This is a genomic window from Microcoleus pseudofavosus SVA1_A4 (assembly GCF_036700565.1).
GTDB lineage: Bacteria > Cyanobacteriota > Cyanobacteriia > Cyanobacteriales > Microcoleaceae > Microcoleus.
The window spans coordinates 71,930-93,177 of sequence record NZ_JAUBPE010000010.1; the positions used below are offsets into that span (position 1 = coordinate 71,930).

12 protein-coding genes are annotated in these 21,248 nt (G+C 45.2%); 9 read left to right on the top strand and 3 right to left on the bottom strand.

From position 1 onward, the window contains the following. The first annotated feature begins 155 nt into the window (after positions 1-155). The 4 genes from QUA02_RS06655 (at position 156) to QUA02_RS06670 (ending at position 6,432) form a co-directional block, all read left to right on the top strand. Entirely contained in the window at positions 156-3,068 is a 2,913-nt protein-coding gene (locus QUA02_RS06655) for an ATP-binding protein (protein WP_333026197.1), read from the top strand. Positions 3,069-3,090: 22 nt separating this feature from the next. Then, positions 3,091-3,462, top strand: a complete 372-nt coding sequence (locus QUA02_RS06660) for a response regulator (protein ID WP_333026198.1) — start codon at positions 3,091-3,093, stop codon at positions 3,460-3,462. An 86-nt stretch (positions 3,463-3,548) separates the two neighbouring features. Further along, positions 3,549-4,886 (top strand): sensor histidine kinase, encoded by a 1,338-nt coding sequence (locus QUA02_RS06665; protein WP_333026199.1) that lies wholly within the window; start codon positions 3,549-3,551, stop codon positions 4,884-4,886. A 181-nt stretch (positions 4,887-5,067) separates the two neighbouring features. After that, a complete protein-coding gene (locus QUA02_RS06670; protein WP_333026200.1) occupies positions 5,068-6,432 on the top strand; it encodes a sensor histidine kinase in 1,365 nt (454 codons plus the stop codon). A gap of 250 nt (positions 6,433-6,682) precedes the next feature. On the opposite strand, the gene QUA02_RS06675 is transcribed toward QUA02_RS06670, so the two are convergent. After that, complete coding sequence (locus tag QUA02_RS06675) at positions 6,683-8,050, bottom strand: TldD/PmbA family protein (protein WP_333026201.1); 1,368 nt, start codon at positions 8,048-8,050, stop codon at positions 6,683-6,685. A gap of 12 nt (positions 8,051-8,062) precedes the next feature. Here QUA02_RS06675 and QUA02_RS06680 point away from each other — a divergent pair, with 12 nt between their 5' ends. The 5 genes from QUA02_RS06680 (at position 8,063) to QUA02_RS06700 (ending at position 18,010) form a co-directional block, all read left to right on the top strand. Continuing rightward, on the top strand, positions 8,063-8,215 hold the full coding sequence (locus QUA02_RS06680) for a hypothetical protein (protein ID WP_333026203.1): 153 nt from the start codon (positions 8,063-8,065) through the stop codon (positions 8,213-8,215). A gap of 191 nt (positions 8,216-8,406) precedes the next feature. Next, complete coding sequence (locus tag QUA02_RS06685) at positions 8,407-12,684, top strand: PAS domain S-box protein (RefSeq protein ID WP_333026204.1); 4,278 nt, start codon at positions 8,407-8,409, stop codon at positions 12,682-12,684. A gap of 220 nt (positions 12,685-12,904) precedes the next feature. Then, complete coding sequence (locus QUA02_RS06690) at positions 12,905-13,762, top strand: DUF1361 domain-containing protein (RefSeq protein ID WP_333026206.1); 858 nt, start codon at positions 12,905-12,907, stop codon at positions 13,760-13,762. Positions 13,763-13,971: 209 nt separating this feature from the next. Next, positions 13,972-15,945 (top strand): ABC transporter ATP-binding protein/permease, encoded by a 1,974-nt coding sequence (locus tag QUA02_RS06695; RefSeq protein WP_333026208.1) that lies wholly within the window; start codon positions 13,972-13,974, stop codon positions 15,943-15,945. A gap of 442 nt (positions 15,946-16,387) precedes the next feature. Further along, complete coding sequence (locus QUA02_RS06700) at positions 16,388-18,010, top strand: helix-turn-helix transcriptional regulator (RefSeq protein ID WP_333026209.1); 1,623 nt, start codon at positions 16,388-16,390, stop codon at positions 18,008-18,010. A 67-nt stretch (positions 18,011-18,077) separates the two neighbouring features. Here the strand turns inward: QUA02_RS06700 and QUA02_RS06705 are convergent, their stop codons facing one another. Together QUA02_RS06705 and QUA02_RS06710 are read right to left on the bottom strand one after the other, a co-directional pair. After that, a complete protein-coding gene (locus QUA02_RS06705) occupies positions 18,078-19,808 on the bottom strand; it encodes an NAD(P)H-quinone oxidoreductase subunit 4 (protein WP_333026211.1) in 1,731 nt (576 codons plus the stop codon). Positions 19,809-20,191: 383 nt separating this feature from the next. Further along, positions 20,192-21,121, bottom strand: a complete 930-nt coding sequence (locus QUA02_RS06710) for an ADP-ribosylglycohydrolase family protein (protein ID WP_333026212.1) — start codon at positions 21,119-21,121, stop codon at positions 20,192-20,194. Positions 21,122-21,248: the final 127 nt, after the last annotated feature.

The window sequence follows — 21,248 nt, forward strand, 5'->3', positions numbered from 1 at the left end:
AAGATGGATTGAGATCGATTTTCATGGTTGACTGGGAAAGGCAGCTTTGCCAAAATTTAAGACTAGCAAAAATACTTAACAGAAAAAAGTTGAACTCTATAAAGCGGAACATCGGGGTGGCGACTGCAAAATCCAAAAAATAATAGGTAAAACTGATGGCGACAGACATCCGACACCAGCCGGAAAACGGCTACCACTCAGAACCAACTCAGCCTTCCCCAAGAGAAAATCTGAATAGGCGATCGCCTATGCGTTTGGAGCGAACCCTCAGTTCCCTAGAAACTTGGGGCTTTGGCCTGGTTCCTCATCTCGGTTGGCTGAGCCTTGCGCCGGCGATCCAAGGTGCTCTCGGAACTGGGGCGATTTTAGTCTGCTTGCCTGGAATGCTCGTCGGTATGATGCTGAACTTGCAAATGAAACGCTTAGGCGAGCATTGGCCAAACGTAGCCGGAGGAACGCCGAACTATACCACTCGACTGCTAAAAAACTACCCGGCTATAGGACTTTATGCAGCCCTGGGATATTACATAAGCTGGGCTTGTGGTGCGGCGTTTAACGCCATCCTACTCACAGACACGATCGCCACCAACCTGGAGCCATTGGGGATTACTTTTCCGAAGCGGCTCTTGCAAATTGGATTTACAGTGCTACCCCTGATTGTGGCTTGGAGCGGCACTAGGGGGTTGAGCATCCTGCATTTATTTTTCATCATCCCGGCGATTGGATTCTTATTTACTTTTTCCGTTCAAGGGTTGGGCTGGTTAGCCTTCTCTCCAAGCAGTCCGGGCTTTTTTCCCACCACCGTGCCGAGCGTCAGCTTTTTGGACTGGGTAAAATGGTACTTCTTTGCAACGATTATGGTTTATGCCTGTGAAGCGGCTGCTTCATTTGTCGCCGACAGCCGCCGTCCTGGGGAAACGCTGCGGTTTTTGAGAATCTCGACGGGTTTTATGCCTCTGGCCTTTCTGGGTGTTTCCTGGATCGTGATGCGATCGCCCATTACTCCAGAGATCGCCGCCAATCCATTCGAGAGTCTGATAGTAGCAGCCCGACCTTTCTGGGGCGATTCAGCTCCCCTGCTAGTAACATTCCTAGTAATCTCCGGCTGGCTGCTTTCTACGACAACTTGCTTTTCCATCAGTCCCCGCATTTTGTATCAACTTGCCGTAGACGGAAAGATTTCCCCCGTCTTCGCTGTGGTGTCTCGACGGGGAGTTTTTGGCCCGGCCCTGATGGCTACGCTGTTTGTCAGCCTGTTCTTTCTAATTTGGGGGGACTTAGCTCATATAGTAGTCGTGGCAGGTGTTAGTTACCTGGTCTCGATTATGGCAGTCCATCTAGCACTGTGGCTGCAAAGAAAGCGGCCAGAGGTTCTGTGGCCGTGGTGGTCTCTAGGCTTCTTTATGATAGAGACGGTTGTTTTGGTTTGTGGCGGATTGGCTTGGGGGTGGCAAGATTTCATCCTGGGTCTACTGTGTCCGATCGTCTTGTGGGCAGCGGATGGGGCGATGCGACGCATAAACTTTCCCCCCTTCCATGCGGAGTGGTGGATTAAACTTTACAGGACGCAGAGCAATCGTCAAGTTGTAGATTTTGTAACGTTTCAGGTGGTAATCCTGATTTTACTGGTCTGTAGCGCTGTGGCGATCGGTTGGGGTTCTGGGATCAGATTAAACGCTAACTCTAGTGTTGGTTCTAATCTTTTGCTGGTGCTGCTTTTGTTAGTTGCTTTTGTGGCGGTGGCGATCGCCTGCTGGACGAGTTTACCCCAAGTCGTATCAATGGATGAAGCACGAGAGGGAGCAGAACAGCTATTTACCATTGCCCTAGATGCGATCGTAGTGCTGGATGAAAATGGTGTAATTCGTCAGACTAATCCCGCTGCTGAAAGCGTCTTCGGAATAGATTCTACTAGGCTAATTGGGTCTCACCTCAACAAATTTCTACCCGGATTAGGGGCTCAGCCAGAAGAGTGGCTCAGTCGCAGCGAACAAACTCTCAAGTTGTCCAATGGAGACTCGCGCATCCTGGAAGTTGCCATCTCAGACCGATTCTCTCAAGATGCTTCACTTTCCAATCAGGATCTGCAAGAATATGTGGCGATCGTCCGCGATATCACCGATCGCAAGCAAGCCCAGTCAGCTCTACAAAAGGCTAATGAGGAACTAGAAATCAAAGTCGAAGAGCGTACATCTGAACTCACCCATACTGTAGAGCAATTGCAGAATGAAATTCAAGAGCGCCAGCGGATCGAAGAAAATCTCAGAGCTATGCAAAATCAGATTATCGTCCAAGAAAAACTCGCTTCCCTCGGCAGTTTAACAGCAGGAATTGCCCACGAAATTAGGAACCCTTTAAACTTTGTTAACAATTTCTCAGAAGTTTCTGCTGAATTAACCGAAGAACTATTTGAAGAACTGCAAAATCAAGGAGAACGCTTAGAAGCCGAAACGAATGAATACATTGCCGAGCTATTAACCGATCTCAAAGCCAATCTTAAAAAAATCAATCAACACGGTCAAAGAGCAGACAAAATCGTTGGCAATATGCTTTTGCATTCCCGGGGACAAAGCGGCTATTGGGAAGCCACAAATATCAATAGTTTATTGGCCGAATATATCAATCTAGCCTATCACGGGATGCGAGCTAAAGAAACAGCTTTTAACATTACCATAGAAACCGACTATGACAATGACATTGGCGAAGTAGAGGTCGTGCCACAAGACATAGGTAGGGTGTTTCTTAACATTATTAGCAATGCTTGCTATGCAGCCCATAAAAAGCAACAAGAAATGGGGTCAGAATTTTCACCTATACTTGACGTGAAAACTCGAAATCTGGACGGTCGGATTGAAATCCGCATTCGCGATAATGGCGCAGGGATAACGCCAGAGGTACTCGATAAAATTTTCAATCCATTTTTTACTACAAAGCCACCGGCAGAAGGTACGGGTCTAGGTCTTTCTATCAGTCACGATGTTGTCGTCCAGCAACATCGCGGAGAACTAAAAGTCGAAACAGAAGTAGGAAAATACACAGAGTTTATAATCACATTGCCGAAAAAATAGCCTAAGTTAAGGAGTTAAGAAAATGAAAGTAATGGTTGTAGACGACGAGGAAGATATTCAGTCTTTGTTTACTCAAAAATTTAGAAAAGAAATCAAAGCAGGGCAAATTCAATTTTATTTTGCCCTGTCAGCAGAGGCAGCATTAGACTACTTAGAAAATCATAAAGAAGCGTCAATTGTTTTGATTTTGTCCGATATTAATATGCCAGGGATGAATGGGATAGAACTGCTCAGAATTATCAAAGAAAAGTTTCCCGATCTCAAAGTTTTTATGATTACTGCTTATGGAGATGAGAGAAATTACCAAACTGCAATAGCTTATGGAGCTGATGACTATATTACTAAACCTGTTAATTTTGAGAGCCTGAAAAATAAAATAATCAATTTGGAGTAAATTCACAATGAAACATAATTGGTAATTTGTACTTTCCCATCCTCTCCTTCTGCCTTCAGGGTTCTACTAGCAACAGAGAGACTAATATGTCAGCAAAAATACTGTTTGTAGATGACGAAGAAACTTTAGAATATGTAATTTCCCAGGTATTTAGAAAAAATATCCGCACGGAAGGATGGCAGATTTTTTTTGCTCGTAATGGTGTAGAAGCGCTGGAAAAATTGAAAGAACACCCGGATCTCGATATAGTATTGACCGACATTAATATGCCTGAAATGGATGGCCTGACTTTACTATCTAGACTTAATCAAATAGACCTACCCCTGAAAACAATAGTTATATCAGCCTATAGCGACATGGAAAATATCAGAAATGCCATGAACTTAGGTGCCTTTGACTTTCTAACCAAGCCGATAGATTTGGAGGATTTAAAGATTACTATCAACAAAACGCTGCGTGACGTGCAACAATTAAAAGAAAACCAGCGCTTGCGGGAATCAGAAGCTCGCGCTAGAGAACAAGCTCAGGATTTACAACAAGGTCTGCAAGAGCTAAAAAAGACCCAAGCTCAACTAATTCAGACCGCAAAAATGTCTTCTTTGGGTCAACTGGTTGCGGGAATTGCTCATGAAATTAACAACCCTGCTAGCTTTATCTATGGCAATATCAGCCACGTCAGTGATTATATCAACAACCTAACCCACCTGCTAAATCTCTATCAGCAGCAGTACCACCCACCCACTACTGAGATTGAAGCTGAAATCAAAGCCATAGATTTAGAATTTATGATAGCAGATTTATTCCAAATTCTGGCTTCGATGAAATGTGGCGTTAACCGCATTCACAAGATTGTTTTGTCTTTGCGTAACTTCTCAAGGCTGGATGAAGCTAACATAAAGTCTGTTGATATTCACGAAGGGATCAAAAGTAGCCTGCTGATTTTGGATAATCGACTTCAAACAACGATAGCGCGTCCACAGATTCAAGTGATCGAGGAGTACACCCATCTGCCTTTAGTGGAATGCTATGCTGGAGAACTAAATCAGGTGTTTATTAACATTATTTTTAATGCGATTGATGCTTTGAATGAGTACAATAAACAACGGTCACTAGATGACATCTCGGATCTCCAGAACACCATTACTATTCGCACTGTTCTGCTAGAGGAAAATTCCCGTGTCGTCATTCAAATTCGGGACAATGGGCTGGGAATGACCGCAGACGTGAAAGACCGTATTTATGAACCTTTTTTTACTACTAAGCCTGTAGGTCAGGGTACTGGTTTGGGTCTCTATATCAGCTACCAAATTATAGTGGAAAAGCATGGGGGCACATTGAAGTGTGTTTCAGAGGTGGGGGAAGGAGCGGAGTTCTGGATTGAAATTCCAATCACACAAACTAAGGCTGAACTCGACTTGAGCTAATCAATCGCCCTCTAGCAAAATCAGAGCCTATTACAGCCGTTAGGTTGGCCATTGTAGAAATCAGCCTTTTCATGACTCTTGCAATAATATATAATAAACTTAAAGTATATAAATATTACTGAAATAAGTTAATCAATGCAAGGGGCAAAAAATGTTGCATCAGACCGAAAAATATCGCAATATGTCAGCAAAAATACTGTTTGTGGATGACGAGCCAGATTTAGAATCTCTAATTTCCCAGAAATTTAGAAAAAAGATCCGTGCGGAAGAATACCAGGTTTTTTTTGCATATAATGGCGTAGAAGCGCTCGCTAAGTTACAAGAACAACCGGATATAGACATTGTGCTGACTGACATTAATATGCCAGTTATGGATGGGATCGTTTTGTTAGAGAAACTTAACGAGATAGCTTCCCTAGTCAAAACAGTAGTTATATCGGCTTATGGCGACTTGGGAAATATTAGAAAGGCGATGAACGCCGGAGCCTTTGACTTTTTAACTAAGCCTATAAATTTTCAGGATTTAGAAATTACAATTAACAAAACCTTGTGCCACGTGCAACAGCTCAAGGAAAACGAGCGCGCTCGCCAAGAAAAAGAGGAGAAATTGCGGCAATCGGAAGCGCGAGAGCGAGAAAAAGCCATCGAACTAGAGCTGGCCCTGCAAAATTTACAGCGCACTCAAGCTCAGCTTATTCAGACTGAGAAAATGTCTAGCTTAGGACAACTCATTGCAGGTATTGCCCACGAAATTAATAATCCCGTTAATTTTATCTATGGCAATTTAACTTATGTCAATGAGTATACTCAGCAGCTATTGGGTTTAATAAACCTTTACGAGCAGCACGGTGCCCACAATCACCCTGAAATCGAAGTTTTAATTAAAAACATAGAGCTAGAATTTATCCGAGAAGATCTGCCTAAAATGCTATCTTCGATGAAAGTAGGGGCTGAACGTATCCGTCAGATTGTGCTGACGTTGCGGAACTTCTCGCGGCTTGACGAAGCGGAGATGAAACCCGTTAATATTCACGATGGCATCGACAGCACTATAGTCATTTTGCAGAGTCGGCTCAAGCCTAAGCCGGATTGTCCACCTATTCAAATTATTCAAGAATACGGAGATTTGCCAAAAATAGAATGTTATGCCTCTCAGTTGAATCAGGTATTTATGAATTTGCTGAGCAATGCCATTGATGGCTTGAATTACTATGACAAAAAACGCAGCCTGGAGGAAATAAAAAACGATCCTAGTACGATTACAATTCGTACTTCTATGCTGAATGACGATTGGGTAAGAATCAGTGTTAAAGACAATGGGCTGGGGATAACAAGTGAGGTAAGAACGCATCTGTTTAGTCCTTTCTTCACAACTAAACCTGTGGGTCAAGGCACTGGTTTGGGATTATCTATTAGCTATCAGATTGTGGTGGATAAGCACGGCGGAGATTTGAGATGTTTATCGCAGCCAGCAGATCGGGGTGCAGAATTTGTGATTGAGATTCCCATTAGGCAACGCGCTCAGGTAAAGAGGGAGGCAACTTAAGGAGAATTCAACAAAAAATCAGGGTAAAGCCTGGTAGAATCTAGCTCGCGATCGCACTTCCCCAATTTCTCTGTAATGTCTGGAGTCTCCAAAACACCGAAGGACCTAGCTGAAGCCCTCGATAGTAGATTTTGAGTCGTCGGTCAACTTGTCAGTATCTCGGACTGGTGAAGGCGAGGCGTGAGGGCGCGATCGCGCCCTCACCTTAACCAGTTGCGTAAGTTTGGAACTAATAACTAATGACTAATGATTACCTTCCTCCGACGACGACATTTTTAATCCGCAAATGGGGGCCGCCGACGCTTACGGGTAAACCGCTCTGGCCGCCTTTACCGCAGCCGCCGTAGGCATAAACCGAGTCGTTTCCTATCGACTCAATATCCTTTAACGTCTGAAATACATTGCCGCTTAAAGTGACATCGCTCACCGGTTCGGCCAATTTGCCGTCGCGAATCATGAACCCTTGAGCCGCCGCAAAGGTAAACATTTCGCCGTTGGTTTGTCCTCCCAACATCCGCACTGCATACACTCCTTCCTCAATGTCAGCAACCATTTCATCAAAAGAATGTTCGCCAGACTCGATCGCAGTATTAGTCATCCGCACCAAAGGCATAAAAGTAGCACTCAAAGCCCGGGCATTTCCCGTCGGACTTTCGCCCATTTTGCCCGCAGTCTCGCGATTGTGCATCCGAGCCGCTAAAACTCCATTTTTAATTAAATGCTTGCACTGAGCCGGCACACCTTCGTCGTCGTATTTCAAAGTTCCCGGCAATCCCGGCACAGTTGCGTCGTCTATTACATTCAATTGTTCGATCGCCACAGGCTTGCCCAAAGTCAGCAATTCCTGCATTTTCGGGTTTTCGTAAATGCCGTCTGCTTCCGACAAATGCCCGAAAGCTTCGTGAATAAAAACCCCAGACAAATAAGGGTCTAAAATCACCGGATACTGACCGCCTTTCACCGATTTTGCTTCTAGTTGACTGACAGCTCGAACGGCAGCACTTTTAACACGATCTTCAATATTTGTCAAGACATCGTAATCCGATCGCGAGTGAATCGACTCAAACCCTTGGCGGACGACACCGCCCTCGCCGCGAGCGATCGCCCCGAAACGCCCCGTCACGTCCAAGCGCTCTTGAGCGATGCAAGTGCCTTGAGAATTCACAAAATAAGTAATCCCGAATCTGTCGCTGTAACCGGCCATTGTCGTCTGAATTCGCGGGTCGTAATCTAACAGCAACTGGTTGTAAGATTCGAGCAATTTCCGCTTTTGTGCTAAAGTAATAGAGCGGGGATCGCGACCCAATTCCACCGCTACATAATCTTGAATCGGGGTGACATCTGCGAGTAGAGTTTTTTCGCTGCCAACCAAACGAGACTGAACAACAGCTTCTTCAATGCGATCTTTTAACTCAGCTAAACCGTTAAAAGTTACAAAACTCCAGCCGCCTTTGTGACAGGCGCGGATGCCGCCGGCGAGACTGAAACTGCGGTTGACAGCATCTAACTGAGGGCCGCGAAAACTAATCGCAGTTGACTCGCTTTGTTCGAGGCGAACTTCTAGATAATCTACGCGATCGCGGTAAGGTGCGATCGCTTCCATCAACTGTTCTTGCATCAAATTGCCCCTATGAATGATTCGCGCCCAGCGCTGAAAAAAATTATTGCTAACCCTATTTTAGCCAATAACTCCCGTCTTTCGGGTGCGCGCTCCCGTACCGCTGTGGTGATTGCGGGGCGCACCCTACCGGATAAATGGCGAATCAGTCGATTTGAGATTTAAAACTTTGTCCATAAAATTGATGATTAGAGGCTTACAGATCGCCGGCGTTCGGCGACGGCCGTTTGAGAAAACAAAAACCTCGCGCCAGCTTGCGAAAAGCCCGATATGGCGGAAATCTTGCATCTGCTTAGAAAAATCAAACTAAACTAAATCTATCTAAAGACTTAAATATCTACTTTAACCGCCGGCAGATGGAATACTTTAAGATTAAAAAATTTCAAATTTCACCCTATTTAGCAGCAATTTCGGCATCAATAGCAATTTTGGTCGGAGTTTGCATTTTAGACCGATCGGAACAACAGCGGTTTTTTCAGTACAACCGCACTACCACGCTCGATCGGCTCAGCACAGTCCGTTCTAAGCTGGAAGGCTCTTTGAATTCCCGGCTGTTTTTGATGCGGGGTTTGGTGGCTTACATTTCCAACAACCCAAACATCACCGAAGCCGAGTTTGCAGCGACGGCGAGAATTCTGGTGGCACAGCAACCGGGCATTCGCGCCATAACTTTAGTTAAAGGCACCACGGTCGCTTACATTTATCCGCGGGACGGAAATGAATCGGCGATCGGCGTTGACTTGACGGCGCTACCCGAACAGCGGGAAATGGTCGAAGATGTCATCAACACCAGAAAAACTTTGCTGGCCGGGCCCGTGAAATTATTGGAGGGGGACGAGACGTTTATCAGCCGATCGCCCATTTTTCTCACACCCTCCGGCGCCGATCCCGAAACAGGAGTTTACTGGGGCTTGACAGGCCTGATCCTCGACAAAAACTCCCTAATTGAGGAAGCGGGACTCAACGACTCCTCAGCGAAGCTGCAATACGCTCTGCGGGGCAAAGACGGGAGGGGAGCATCCGGCGCAGTGTTTTTCGGTGACGGGTCAATTTTTCAGGACAATCCCGTGCTGCTGGAAGTGACTTTGCCCAACGGTTCCTGGCAGTTGGCAGCAATTCCGGCGGGAGGATGGCCTGCGAATTCGCCGTTTCGGGGGTGGCTGCTCTTTGGAGGCGACTTGCTGGCACTTTTGAGCGGGGTGGGGGTTTTTAGCTGGGTGTACGGCCGTGCGAAACTGCGTTCAAGCGAAGCTAAGTACCGACAATTGGTTGAGAATGCTAACAGCATGATTGTGCAGTTAGACAGTGAAGGCAAGATTACTTTTTTTAACGAGTTTGCTGAAACTTTTTTCGGGTATTCAGAAGCCGAAATAATTGGCAAAAGTGCGATCGGCACAATTATACCGAAAACTGATTTCTCCGAAAGTGACCTCGCGGCAATGATTCGAGACTGTTTGGCACAGCCGGAAAAATACTTCCAAAACGAAAATGAAAACATCCGTCGCAATGGCGAAAAAGTCTGGGTAGCGTGGACAAATAAACCTTTACTAGATGCGAAGGGAAATTTGGCAGGGCTGCTTGGTATCGGGACGGATATTAGCGATCGCAAACAAGCTGAAATCGCCCTGCAAGCTTCAGAAGCAGAACTGCGGACATTGTTCGCTGCCATGAACGACGTAATTTTTGTCATTGATATTGAGGGACGTTATCTGAAAATTGTGCCCACAAATCCCGAACTTTTATACAAACCGCCGGCGGAACTTATAGGCAAAACTCTGCACGATATCCTGCCACCAGAAACAGCAGATTTTTTCCTCAGTCAAATTCAACTTACCGTCGAGACAAAACAGACCCATTCCATAGAATACAGCCTGCAAATTGACAACCAAGAAGTTTGGTTTGTCGCTAACATTTCGCCAATGCAGGACAACACTGTTATTTGGATAGCCCGCGACATTACGGAGCGCAAGCAGGCTGAAAATTGGTTGACCGGTCAAAAACAAATTTTAGAAATGATTGCTAAGAGCGCTCCTCTGGGCGATACTTTAAATACTTTAGTTGAAATAATCGAACAGCAATCTAGAGATGTCATAGGTTCGATTTTGCTTCTAGCTCCAGACGGCGAACATTTGCTGCACGGAGCCGGGCCCAGTTTGCCCGACAGTTACAATGCTGCTGTTAATGGCACAGCTATCGGCCCGGATGTCGGTTCCTGCGGCACTGCTGTCTACCGCCGCGAACAAGTAATCGTTACAGATATTGCCAGCGATCCTTTGTGGGAAAATTATCGAGATTTTGCCTTGAGTCTTGGACTGAGAGCTTGCTTTTCAACTCCGATTTTATCATCTGAGGGTCAAGTTTTGGGAACTTTTGCCATGTATTACGGCCAACCGCGCACTCCCCAAGATTGTGAGCTGCAATCGATCGAAGCTGTCAGGAATTTAGCAGGAATTGCGATCGAACGCAAACAGGCAGAAGAAAGTCTCAAACAGCTCAATCAAGAACTAGAAAATAGAGTAGAACAGAGAACGGCTCAATTGATGCAAACTGAAGAACGCTGGCAGTTAGCACTCAAAGGCAACAATGACGGCATTTGGGACTGGGACTTACAAACAAAAGAACTTTTTGTGTCCGATCGCTTTAAGGAAATCACTGGTTATGAAGAGAGTGACATTAGCGATTACAATAACAAATGGCAGAAGAGTTTACATCCAGATGATTTAGTTATTTCTCAACAAGTCCTTCAAGATCACTTGGAGAGAAAAACGCCGCATTACATCACCGAATACCGTTTGTGGTGCTACAACAGCGCCTACAAATGGATATTGAGTCGGGGACAAGCTTTGTGGGACGCATCTGGAAAAGCAGTCCGCATGGTTGGTTCAATTACTGACATTACTGAGCGCAAACAAGCAGAGGAAGCACTGCGGGAAAGCGAAGCAAGATTCCAAAAGCTGTCGGCAAATTTGCCGGGAATAATTTATCAATGTTTGCTGCGTGCAGATGGATCTTTCAGTTTCCCTTACATGAGTTCTGCTTCCCGAGAACTTTTTGAGTTAGAACCAGAAGCTGTTCTGCAAAATTCGGCTTTGCTAATAGATTTGGTTCATCCCGAAGACCGCCAAAATTATGACGAATCTGTCGTTATTTCAGCGCAAACTTTGCAACCTTGGCAGTGGGAAGGACGGCTGGTACTGCCTTCAGGAAAGATTAGCTGGTTTCAAACAAATTCGCGTCCTGAAGCTAAAGAAAACGGCGATATTCTTTGGGACGGCATCACCGTTGATGTTACAGATCGCAAGCAAGCTGAGTTAGCTTTGCAAGAAAGCCAGCAGTTCATTCAAAAAGTAGCCAATGCTACTCCCGGTATTTTGTATCTCTACGACTTGGAAGAACAGCGAAATATCTACACTAATAATTCACTACTCGCGCTTTTGGGCTATACCAACGACGAAATTACAGCGATGGATTCGTCAATGATGCCTCAGTTAATACACCCCGAAGATTTGTTGACAATCGTTAAATATCACGCGAGCCTTGTAGAAGTTAAAGATGGCGAAATTAGGGAAATTGAGTACCGGATGCGGGCAGCAGACGGTCAATTTTTGTGGCTGCAAAGTCGGGATACTATTTTTGGTAGGAATGCTGACGGTCAGGCTAAGGTAATAATTGGAGTTTCCCAGGATATTACGACTCGCAAGCAAGCAGAGGAAGCACTGCGACAAAGCGAGGCGCGAGAAAGAGAAAGAGCTAGAGAGTTAGAGTCAGCGCTGCTGGAATTGCAATCTACTCAAACTCAGCTCATTCAAACTGAAAAAATGTCTTCTTTGGGGCAATTAGTTGCCGGCATCGCTCACGAAATTAATAATCCCGTTAATTTCATTTACGCTAACATTGATTATCTCAACCTGTATACAACACAGTTGCTCGATCTGGTGAATCTTTACGAACAGGAGTATCCAGAACCTAATTCAAAAATTGTCGATCGCATTCAAGAGATTGATTTAGGTTTCATGGCTGAGGATTTAAGAAAACTTGTGGGTTCGATGCAGGTAGGAACCGACCGCATCCGCCAAATTGTGTTGTCGCTCAGGAATTTCTCGCGGCTGGACGAATCGGCAATGAAGCCGGTCGATATTCACGCGGGAATTGAAAGCACTTTGTTAATTTTGCAGCACCGCTTGAAGAGTCGGGACAACCGCCCGGAAATTGAAGTAATTAAGGAGTTCGGGAAACTGCCGCTGGTGGAGTGCTATGCGAGCCAACTGAATCAGGTGTTTATGAATATTATTGCTAATGGAATTGATGCTATTGAAGAACGATATCAAAAGTTATCGGTTCCCGAATCAGAGACAAAGAGCGGTCGGATTGCTATTGGCACTGTTGTAACGGCCCACAACACTGTAATGGTGGAAATTTCGGACAACGGTACGGGCATTCCAGAGGGGATAGTCGATCGCATTTTTAACCCGTTTTTTACTACAAAAGCTGTGGGTAAAGGTACGGGGTTGGGAATGTCTATCGCGCACTCGATTGTGGTGGAAAAGCACAATGGTAAGATTGAGTGTATTTCGTCAATAGGATGCGGAACGACTTTTAGGATTCAGATTCCGATCGACAAAGTGTATAAGTAGTAGCGTGCGTGCGTCAGTCGATTTGAGATTTGAGATTTGAGATTTGAGATTTGAGATTTGAGATTGACTCCACAGTGCTAGGGTTCGTCAGCAGTTCTTGATTTTGAGGCGCACAGCCAAGAGCCATAAGCTGACGCACCCTACAAATTAACGACTAAGATAGATTGAAGCTGCTAAGGAAGCGGTGCTGCATCAAACCTTTAACTGTATAAAAATTGACATGATGGGATTAATCCTGGAAGCGCTGGAAGCAATGGGACACAATGTCCGCTGGATGTCTTGGAATTTGTTTTTGGCTTTAGTACCGCTGGGCCTGAGTTTTTTGCTGTTCCGCAAACCCCGATCGCGCTGGCTGCTGTGGGGTACGGCCTTTCTCCTGGGCGCTACTTTTTTGCCCAGCACGCGCCACGTTTTGGCTTATCTGAAGCACATTGTGCAAGATGTGGGCAAAACTTACGTTTTGGGGGCGATCGCGATTACGCTGGCACTGATGGCTTTAGACATTTGGGTACTGCGGCAGCGCGGAGTTCGCTCTCTCCGCTGGTGGGGCGGTTTTTTGGCGTTTATCGCATTTTTGCCCAATGCGCCCTACGTTTTAACTGATATCATTCACCTGATCGAGCAGATTAAAGAGGGGTACTCGGTGTGGACTGTGGCTCTAGCTTTGATCCCGCAGTATCTGGTGTTTATGCTGGTCGGGTTTGGGGCTTACGTGCTGTCGGTGATGAATTTGGGTTACTATTTGAAGCAACAGGGTTGGAGTAGATTTATCCTGCCAACGGAGATAACTATACACGCACTTTCGGCGATCGGGATTTATTTAGGGCGATTTATCCGCTTCAACAGTTGGGACATTCTGACTAACCCCGATGCGCTGGTTAACACCGTAATGAACGATTTGATTGGCAAGCGTCCGGTTTTAGTAATGGCTGTAACCTTTTTAGTAATTGCTGCTTTGTATTCGGTAATGAAACAAGTAATTTTAGGGATGAGCCAGCGGTTTTACAGCAGCCAATCGCAGTCGGAGTTGTCCGGCGAAAGCGCGACTTCTTCCGATCCCATCGATTTTAGATTTTAGATTTTAGATTAAAGAATTGACTCCACAGATGAATCTAAGAGCTTGAACTAACATCCAAACTTTTTTCCCCCACCAATTAACTCTGAAAACAAGTATCCGTCTGTGGGTGAGACCACTTTTTTCGCGAAACTCCCAAATAAATTACTGCGGCCGTTTGTCACAAGACTTGATATGTTAGAACAGTCGAAGTAGTTTTGTAAAAAGCAAAGATGAATCGATTTGACCGTCAGTTGTGGGAGAGATTTATTGCGATCGCTCAGCCTTACTTTTATCCTTTAGAGCCTGGGGGCGGCAGAATTTTTTTAGGATTAGTGGCGCTGTTGTTGATATTTCTCTTCGCGGCTATGTTTGTACTCCTCAGCGCTGTATGTTTGGGTACTCAAGTCTTATTTCCAGAGTTTGTCAATAATATTGCTGCCGGCTTAGTTACTTTGTTGAAAGGAATTATTAATTCGCCAGCAATTGCGATCGTGGCTTTAATGTTAATTCTTCCTTTCAGCGCTTTTGTCTTTTTCAAAGGCAGATTGCTCCCGCAGTGGCAATCGTGGGCCTTATTGGCTTTATTGCTGTTATTGTCCCTCTCCGTCAGCGGTCTGAATGTCATAATTAGCTACGTCAGTAACTTTTTTGATACAGCACTGGCAAAGAAAGACCAGCTCAATTATTGGAAGTATCTTTTTGTCTATGCGAGCGTCTTTGTCGTCGGCACTCCCATTGTGGTAATTTACCGCTATACCCAAGATAAATTGGGTCTCTACTGGCGGGAGTGGATGACTAATAAGTTCCTCGATAAGTATTTTCAGAATCGCGCTTATTATGAAATAAATTCACACAAGGAAATCGACAATCCCGACCAGCGAATTTCTGAAGATGTCCGATCGTTTACCCGGACAAGTTTGGCATTTATGCTGATTATTTTGGGTTCAATAGTTGATATTATATCTTTCACTGGTATCCTGTGGTCTATCTCAAAAGCACTTTCGATTTTTCTGATTGTCTATGCTATTTTGGGCACGATCGCCACTCTAGTTTTTGGTCAAAGATTAGTACCTCTGAATTTCGAGCAACTTAAAAAAGAAGCAAATTTCCGCTACGGACTGGTTCATATTCGCGACAACGCTGAATCTATTGCTTTTTATGGAGGTGAGGAGCAGGAATCATTTCAAATAAAGCAGCGATTTGTAGAAGTATTCCGCAATTTTAATTTGCTAATTGGTTGGCAGCGGAACTTGGATTATTTCACAACTGGATACGGATATGCTGTTGTGATTATTCCGGCTTTGTTTCTGGCTCCAGCTTACTTTGCCGATAAAAATGGTACAATCGAGTTTGGAGATATCAGTCAAGCTGGTTTTGCTTTCAGTCAGGTTTTGCGCGCTTTTTCTGTAATTGTAACTGAGATTGAGCCGCTGAGTTCTTTTGCCGCTAGTATCAATCGTTTGACTGTATTTACAGATACTCTGGAAGCAGAAAAAGCGGTATCTCGTGCCGGAGGAACTGCTATAGATGTAGTAGTGGCTTCTCAGTTGACACTGGAACACGTTACTTTAGATACTCCGAAACATCAAAAGACTTTAATTAGGGATTTGTCGGTAGCAGTGCTGCCCGGTGAAGGATTGTTAATTGTCGGTCAAAGCGGTGCTGGGAAGAGTTCTTTGCTGCGGGCAATTGCGGGTTTGTGGGAATCGGGAACAGGCCGTTTGGCGCGGCCGGAACTCGGAGAAATGCTGTTTTTGCCACAGCGTCCTTATATGATTTTGGGCAGTTTGCGATCGCAACTTTTGTATCCCAACACCAGCATCAAGGTGGATGAGGAAAAATTGCGCCGCGTTTTGGCATCAGTAAATTTAGCAGATTTGCCGGACAGATTGGGCGGTTTTGATGCGGATTTAGATTGGGCGGAGATTTTGTCGCTGGGAGAACAGCAGCGTTTAGCTTTTGCTAGATTGTTGTTGACGGAACCGCGATATGCTATTTTGGATGAGGCGACAAGTGCTTTGGATTTGAAGAACGAGCAACATTTATACGAGCAGTTGCAAGCAACTAAAACTACGTTTGTGAGTGTCGGCCACCGATTGAGTTTAGTGAAATATCACCAGCAGGTTTTGGAACTTTTGGGCGATGGAAGTTGGCGGCTGGTTTCTACGGAAGAATACCGCGCTAGTGCGAAGGTTTTTGGCTGATACAGCGCTGCTTTCAGTAATTGTGAATTTACCCGGTTGTTGGGAGGCGGTGGGTGGTGGCGCGGTAGGAGATTTATGGTTTGTTTCTACAGATTAATCGCCGCGCCTCCACCCACCCTACAATAGGTTCTACTACAGTTGCATTCTTTGTTTCAACTCACATCTTGCACCATTGTCAAGAACAGGCTTTCCGGCCTGTTCCACAATAAAATTTATCTCTTGTGGAACAGGCCGGACAGCCTGTTCCTAAGCAAGTAATTGAGAATGGTGCAAGATATCAGTTTAAACTGGTATCACAATCGATAATTGAGTATAAATATCTAAAACTGCCCAAACAGCAAAAAGCAAGCTGAACGTTTGGAAATTCGATTGAATTGCTTGCCCGCGAGAACTCACACAATATAATAGAAGATAGATTTTTAGTACAGGCGAGATTCCTACCTTGACTACTCCGATTCCTCAAAACTTTGTGCAAACGATCGCCAAACAGCGCGGTGTCACAGATGCCGAGTTAGAAACTGTGTTTATGGCTCTCGACGGTCAATCTACGGCTACCATCGCAACCAAGCTTGGCATTAGCGACATCGCCGTTCGCAAAAGACTCGGCGAAGTTTACAAAAAGTTTCAGATTGGGGGGAACGGTCCTGGAAAGCTGTCGGAATTGAGGCATCAGTTGCTGTTTTCATACCACACCAAGCAGGAAGCGATCGATTTTAGTCGAGGTAAAGGATCTCTATTAAACCTGGCGATATCGCGCCGACAGGAAGATTGGGGCCAAGCACCGGATGTTTCGGTGTTTTACGGACGGACTGAAGAATTAACTACTTTAAAGCAGTGGATTGTATCAGATAATTGTCGCCTGGTAGCACTGCTGGGTTTGGCCGGCAGCGGCAAAACAATTCTGTCGGTGCAGTTGGCAAAACAGGTACAGAATGAGTTTGATTTTGTGATTTGGCGATCGCTGCGATCGACACCAGCACCATCCGACTTCCTAACTAACTTAATTGAACTTTTTTCTAACCAACAAAAACCCGATGTGCCCATCGACCTCAACGGGAAAATTTCGCGCTTGGTCGAGGAGCTGCGGAAGCAGCGCTGTCTGCTAATTTTAGACGATTTTGAAGCGGTTCTCAGACCCGAAGAATTAGCGGGACACTACCGCGAAGGCTGCGAAGGATATCGAGATTTAATTGTGCGGCTCTGTGAAGTCAATCACAATAGCTGTGTAGTGCTAGTTAGTTCGGAAGAACCTACGGAACTGGCTTTGCTGGCCGGAGAAAAAGTGCGGTCTTTAAAACCTGCAAGTTCCGAGGAAATTGCGCGGGAGATTTTCCAAGAAAAAGGTTTATCTGCTCGAGATCGAGAGTGGGAAATTTTGTTGTGCCGGTACGGAGGCAATCTGTTAGCGTTAAAGATTGTGGCGACAACGATTCACGAGTTTTTCGAGGGTAATGTTTTAAAGTTTTTGGAAGCGACGGCGTTATTTATTGAAGAACATATCAGCAATTTGCTGGCCCAACAGTTCGATCGGATGTCGAGTTCTGAACAAGAGATTGCCTACTGGATGGCTATTGCTCAAAGTCCGATTTCCCTGGCGACTTTGCGAGAGCATATCTTGGTCAATTCGTCGATTTCGGATTTGCTGAAAAATCTCGATTCTCTGGGTCGTCGCTCGCTGATTGAAAAAATCAGTGAGGATACAGAAACTGTTTTTATGCTTCAGCCTTTGATCGTGCAATATGTGAGCGACAGATTAGTCGATCGGATTCGAGCGGAGGTTTTGGAGACGGTTAAGACGCAAGGAATAGAAAGAATGCGGCTGTTGAAAACTCACAGCTTGAGCATCAGTCTTGCTAAAGAAAAAGGGGGTAAAGGCGAGCGAAGTCGCTCTATTTTAGAATTAGTGAAAAATCGGCTGCAAGTTTTGTTTGCGAAAACTACAGGCTTTGAAGAACCGCTAAATATCCTGACCAAACTTGCCTCGGATCTGGAGGATAAATCGATTCGGGATGTGGGATATGCTAGGGAAAATCTGACGCAGATTATTGCAGAAATTCAGTGCTAACAAAAAAGCGATCGCCCTTTCAAAAAAGCGATCGCCCAATTTTCAACAAAAACAGAAGTCGATAAAATTATTTGACAATGCCCAAAACTGATGCAGATTCAGACCCTGTAATTTTGCCCAAAGCAGGCGCTCTTTGAGCCTGTGCAATTTTGGGAAGCAAAAGTCCTTCTGCATAAATCCGAGGATTTTCTTGAGCGATTTGGATGTAAGATTGGCGGACTTCTGCGTTCACCGCCACAGTCTTCGCGTCATAAACTTGCATCGCCATGTTGGGATAAAAACCAATGCCGACAATCGGTATCAAAAAGCAAAATGCGATCGCCACTTCGCGAGGTTGAGCATCAATAAACGGTGCATCACCAGGCAAAGCGCAACTATTACCGAAACAAACCGCTGCATCCAGATTGTCTCTCTGATTCTGCAAATTTAGATCCTCAAGATCGCAAGCCGCTAGTGTGCCACAGTTATAAAATAGCTGGCGCAGCATCGAGAGCAAATAAATCGGTGTCAAAATAACTCCTACCGCCGCCAAGAACACGATCGCTGCGCGGAAAGAATCGCTGTAGATATCGCTAGTTGCCACACCGACAAATACTGAAAGTTCGCTAGCAAAACCGCTCATACCGGGAAGTGCTAAGGAAGCCAAAGCGCCTGCGGTAAACAAGGCAAAAACTTTGGGCATGACTTTGCCAATCTCGCCCATTTCATCCATAACCATGGTATGGGTGCGATCGTAAGTTACGCCGGCCAGAAAGAACAATACTGAGGCGATTAAACCGTGGGAAATCATTTGCAACAGCGCACCGTTGATTCCCAAATCCGTGAAAGAAGCAATACCAAGGAGCACGAATCCCATGTGAGAAATCGACGAATTCGCTAAGCGGCGCTTCATGTTCGATTGACCGAAGGAGTTGAGCGCGCCGTAGATAATATTGACTACGCCGAGCACCGCCATAATCGGTGCAAAGTAAACGTGTGCTTTCGGCAGAAGTTCCAAATTCAGACGAATCAGGCCATATCCGCCCATCTTCAGCAATACGCCGGCCAGAATCATCGACACGGGAGAAGATGCTTCACCGTGGGCGTCAGGCAGCCATGTGTGAAAGGGGAAAATCGCCAGTTTAACGCCGAAAGCAACCAGCAATCCCGCATAAAGCAGTAATTCTAAACCCAGTGGGTAGTCCTTCAAGCCTAGTTCTACCATGTCGAAGGTGGGGGTGCCTCCGCCGTAGAATGCCATTGCTAAAGCTGCGATTAAAATGAAAATTGAAGCGCCTGCGGTATAAATCAAGAATTTGGTAGCTGCGTAGCGACGGTTCTGCCCGCCCCAAATCGAGATTAGCAGGTACACGGGAATTAGTTCTAGTTCCCAGACAATGAACAGTAGCATGATGTCTTGGGCGACGAAAACTCCTATTTGTGCGGAGTACATCACCAGCATGAGGAAGTAGAAAAGTCGCGGTTTGCGATCGACTTCCCATGCAGCAAAAATAGATAGAGTCGTCACCAATCCCGCCAACAGTACCAGCGGAACTGACAGTCCGTCAACGGAAACAGACCAGTTGAGGCCTAAAGAAGGTATCCAGGAATATTGTTCTACGATTTGGAAACTAGAGATACTCGGATCGTAATGAGTCCAAAACACCCAGCACATTAATACAAAATCTGCAATACCTACGCCTAGCGCATACCAGCGGACGGTTTTGCCGTCTGTATCGGGCAGAAAAGGGATGGCGAGGGAAGCTAGGAGGGGTAGGATGACTATTGCGGTCAGCCAAGGAAATTGATCCGCTATCATGATAGTGAGAATAAATACTTAGTTGGAAGTTACCAAGATTATAATACTAAATTTAATTAAAATTAAGATTTGTAAATAAATATTTTTTTTAGAAATATGCGGAGTAAATCAGCTAAACACAACTTGCTGCAAAAGTCAAGAAGTTTTGCAGTTATGAGTCAGGAGTCATATCGTTTCCGGTTGCATCGGAATAATACCCAGGACACGGCAGTGCCGTTTCCCTACCCAGATTAATTGTAGGGACACGGCACTGCCGTGTCCTGATTTCGGTAATATGAATTCCGATGCTACCGGATTTGATATAATTAGTCGCACTTTAGCGGTTGACAATTACCGATGACCGATTACTCTGTTGTCATGCAGTGGAAAACTGTGGTAAATATTTAGATCGATCGCGATAAAGTCAAGAGTCGATCGCCAAAAGATGCAATTAAAGTGCGCTCGACTAATTGCGAGATCCATTTTTCCGGTATACCAGATTCTCCGTAAAAAGCCCCCGCCAACTGTCCGTAAACCGCACCAGTTGTATCCGCGTCGTCGCCCAAATTCACAGCCAACAAACAGCCTTCGGCAAAAGAAGAACTGTTGTAAAACGCCCAAAGTGCGGCCTCTAAAGACTTGACAACATAACCCGTACCTTTAATTTCAGGAGGTTGTCGCCGTTTAAAAGAAGCCGCCGCAATCTCATCAATCTCTGCTACCAGCGGATTTGCTGCCCAATATCCAGAAATCGGACAATATCTTTCCGAAAGCAACACATCTTTAGCAACTCCATTCACAGCCCCCGAAATTAAAGTACCCAAATAACGGCAAGCATCCACACAAGTAGCAGCACCGTGAGTAGTTCTCGAACTTTCTCCAGATTTTTCTATGACTTCCAAAGGATTTGTAGCATAAAACAAAGGCACAGGAGCTAAACGCATAATCGAACCATTGCCAGCAGTCTGAGCATCGGTAAAACCGCAGTAAGGTTTTCCTGTATTTTTAAACTTCCAAAGTGCTTGTTGAACCGTATTGCCAATATCAAAACAGGCACCAGTGCTGCTCAAATGTCCCTCTCGCCACCACCGCACATAAGTTTCTAACTGATGGACAGGATCGAAACCTTGTTTCTCAATCAAACTTTCAGCCAAACAAAGTGCCATCGAAGTATCGTCCGTCCACTCGCCCGGTTCCAGTCGAAACGGGCCGCCGCCAATCATATCGTTAATAGGTGTAAATCTTCCGGGGCGACAGAACTCTAAAGTTGTTCCCAAAGCATCGCCAACTGCTAAACCGAGAAGACTGCCGCGATAACGTTCTATTTGCTGCATATGACAAGAGGGAATTGGTAATTGGTAATTGGTAATTGGTAATTGGTTGGCGTTACTGTTCTAATAACAACTGTCAACTGTCAACTGTCAACTGTCAACTGTCAACTGACGCTAATATTGATGTTAA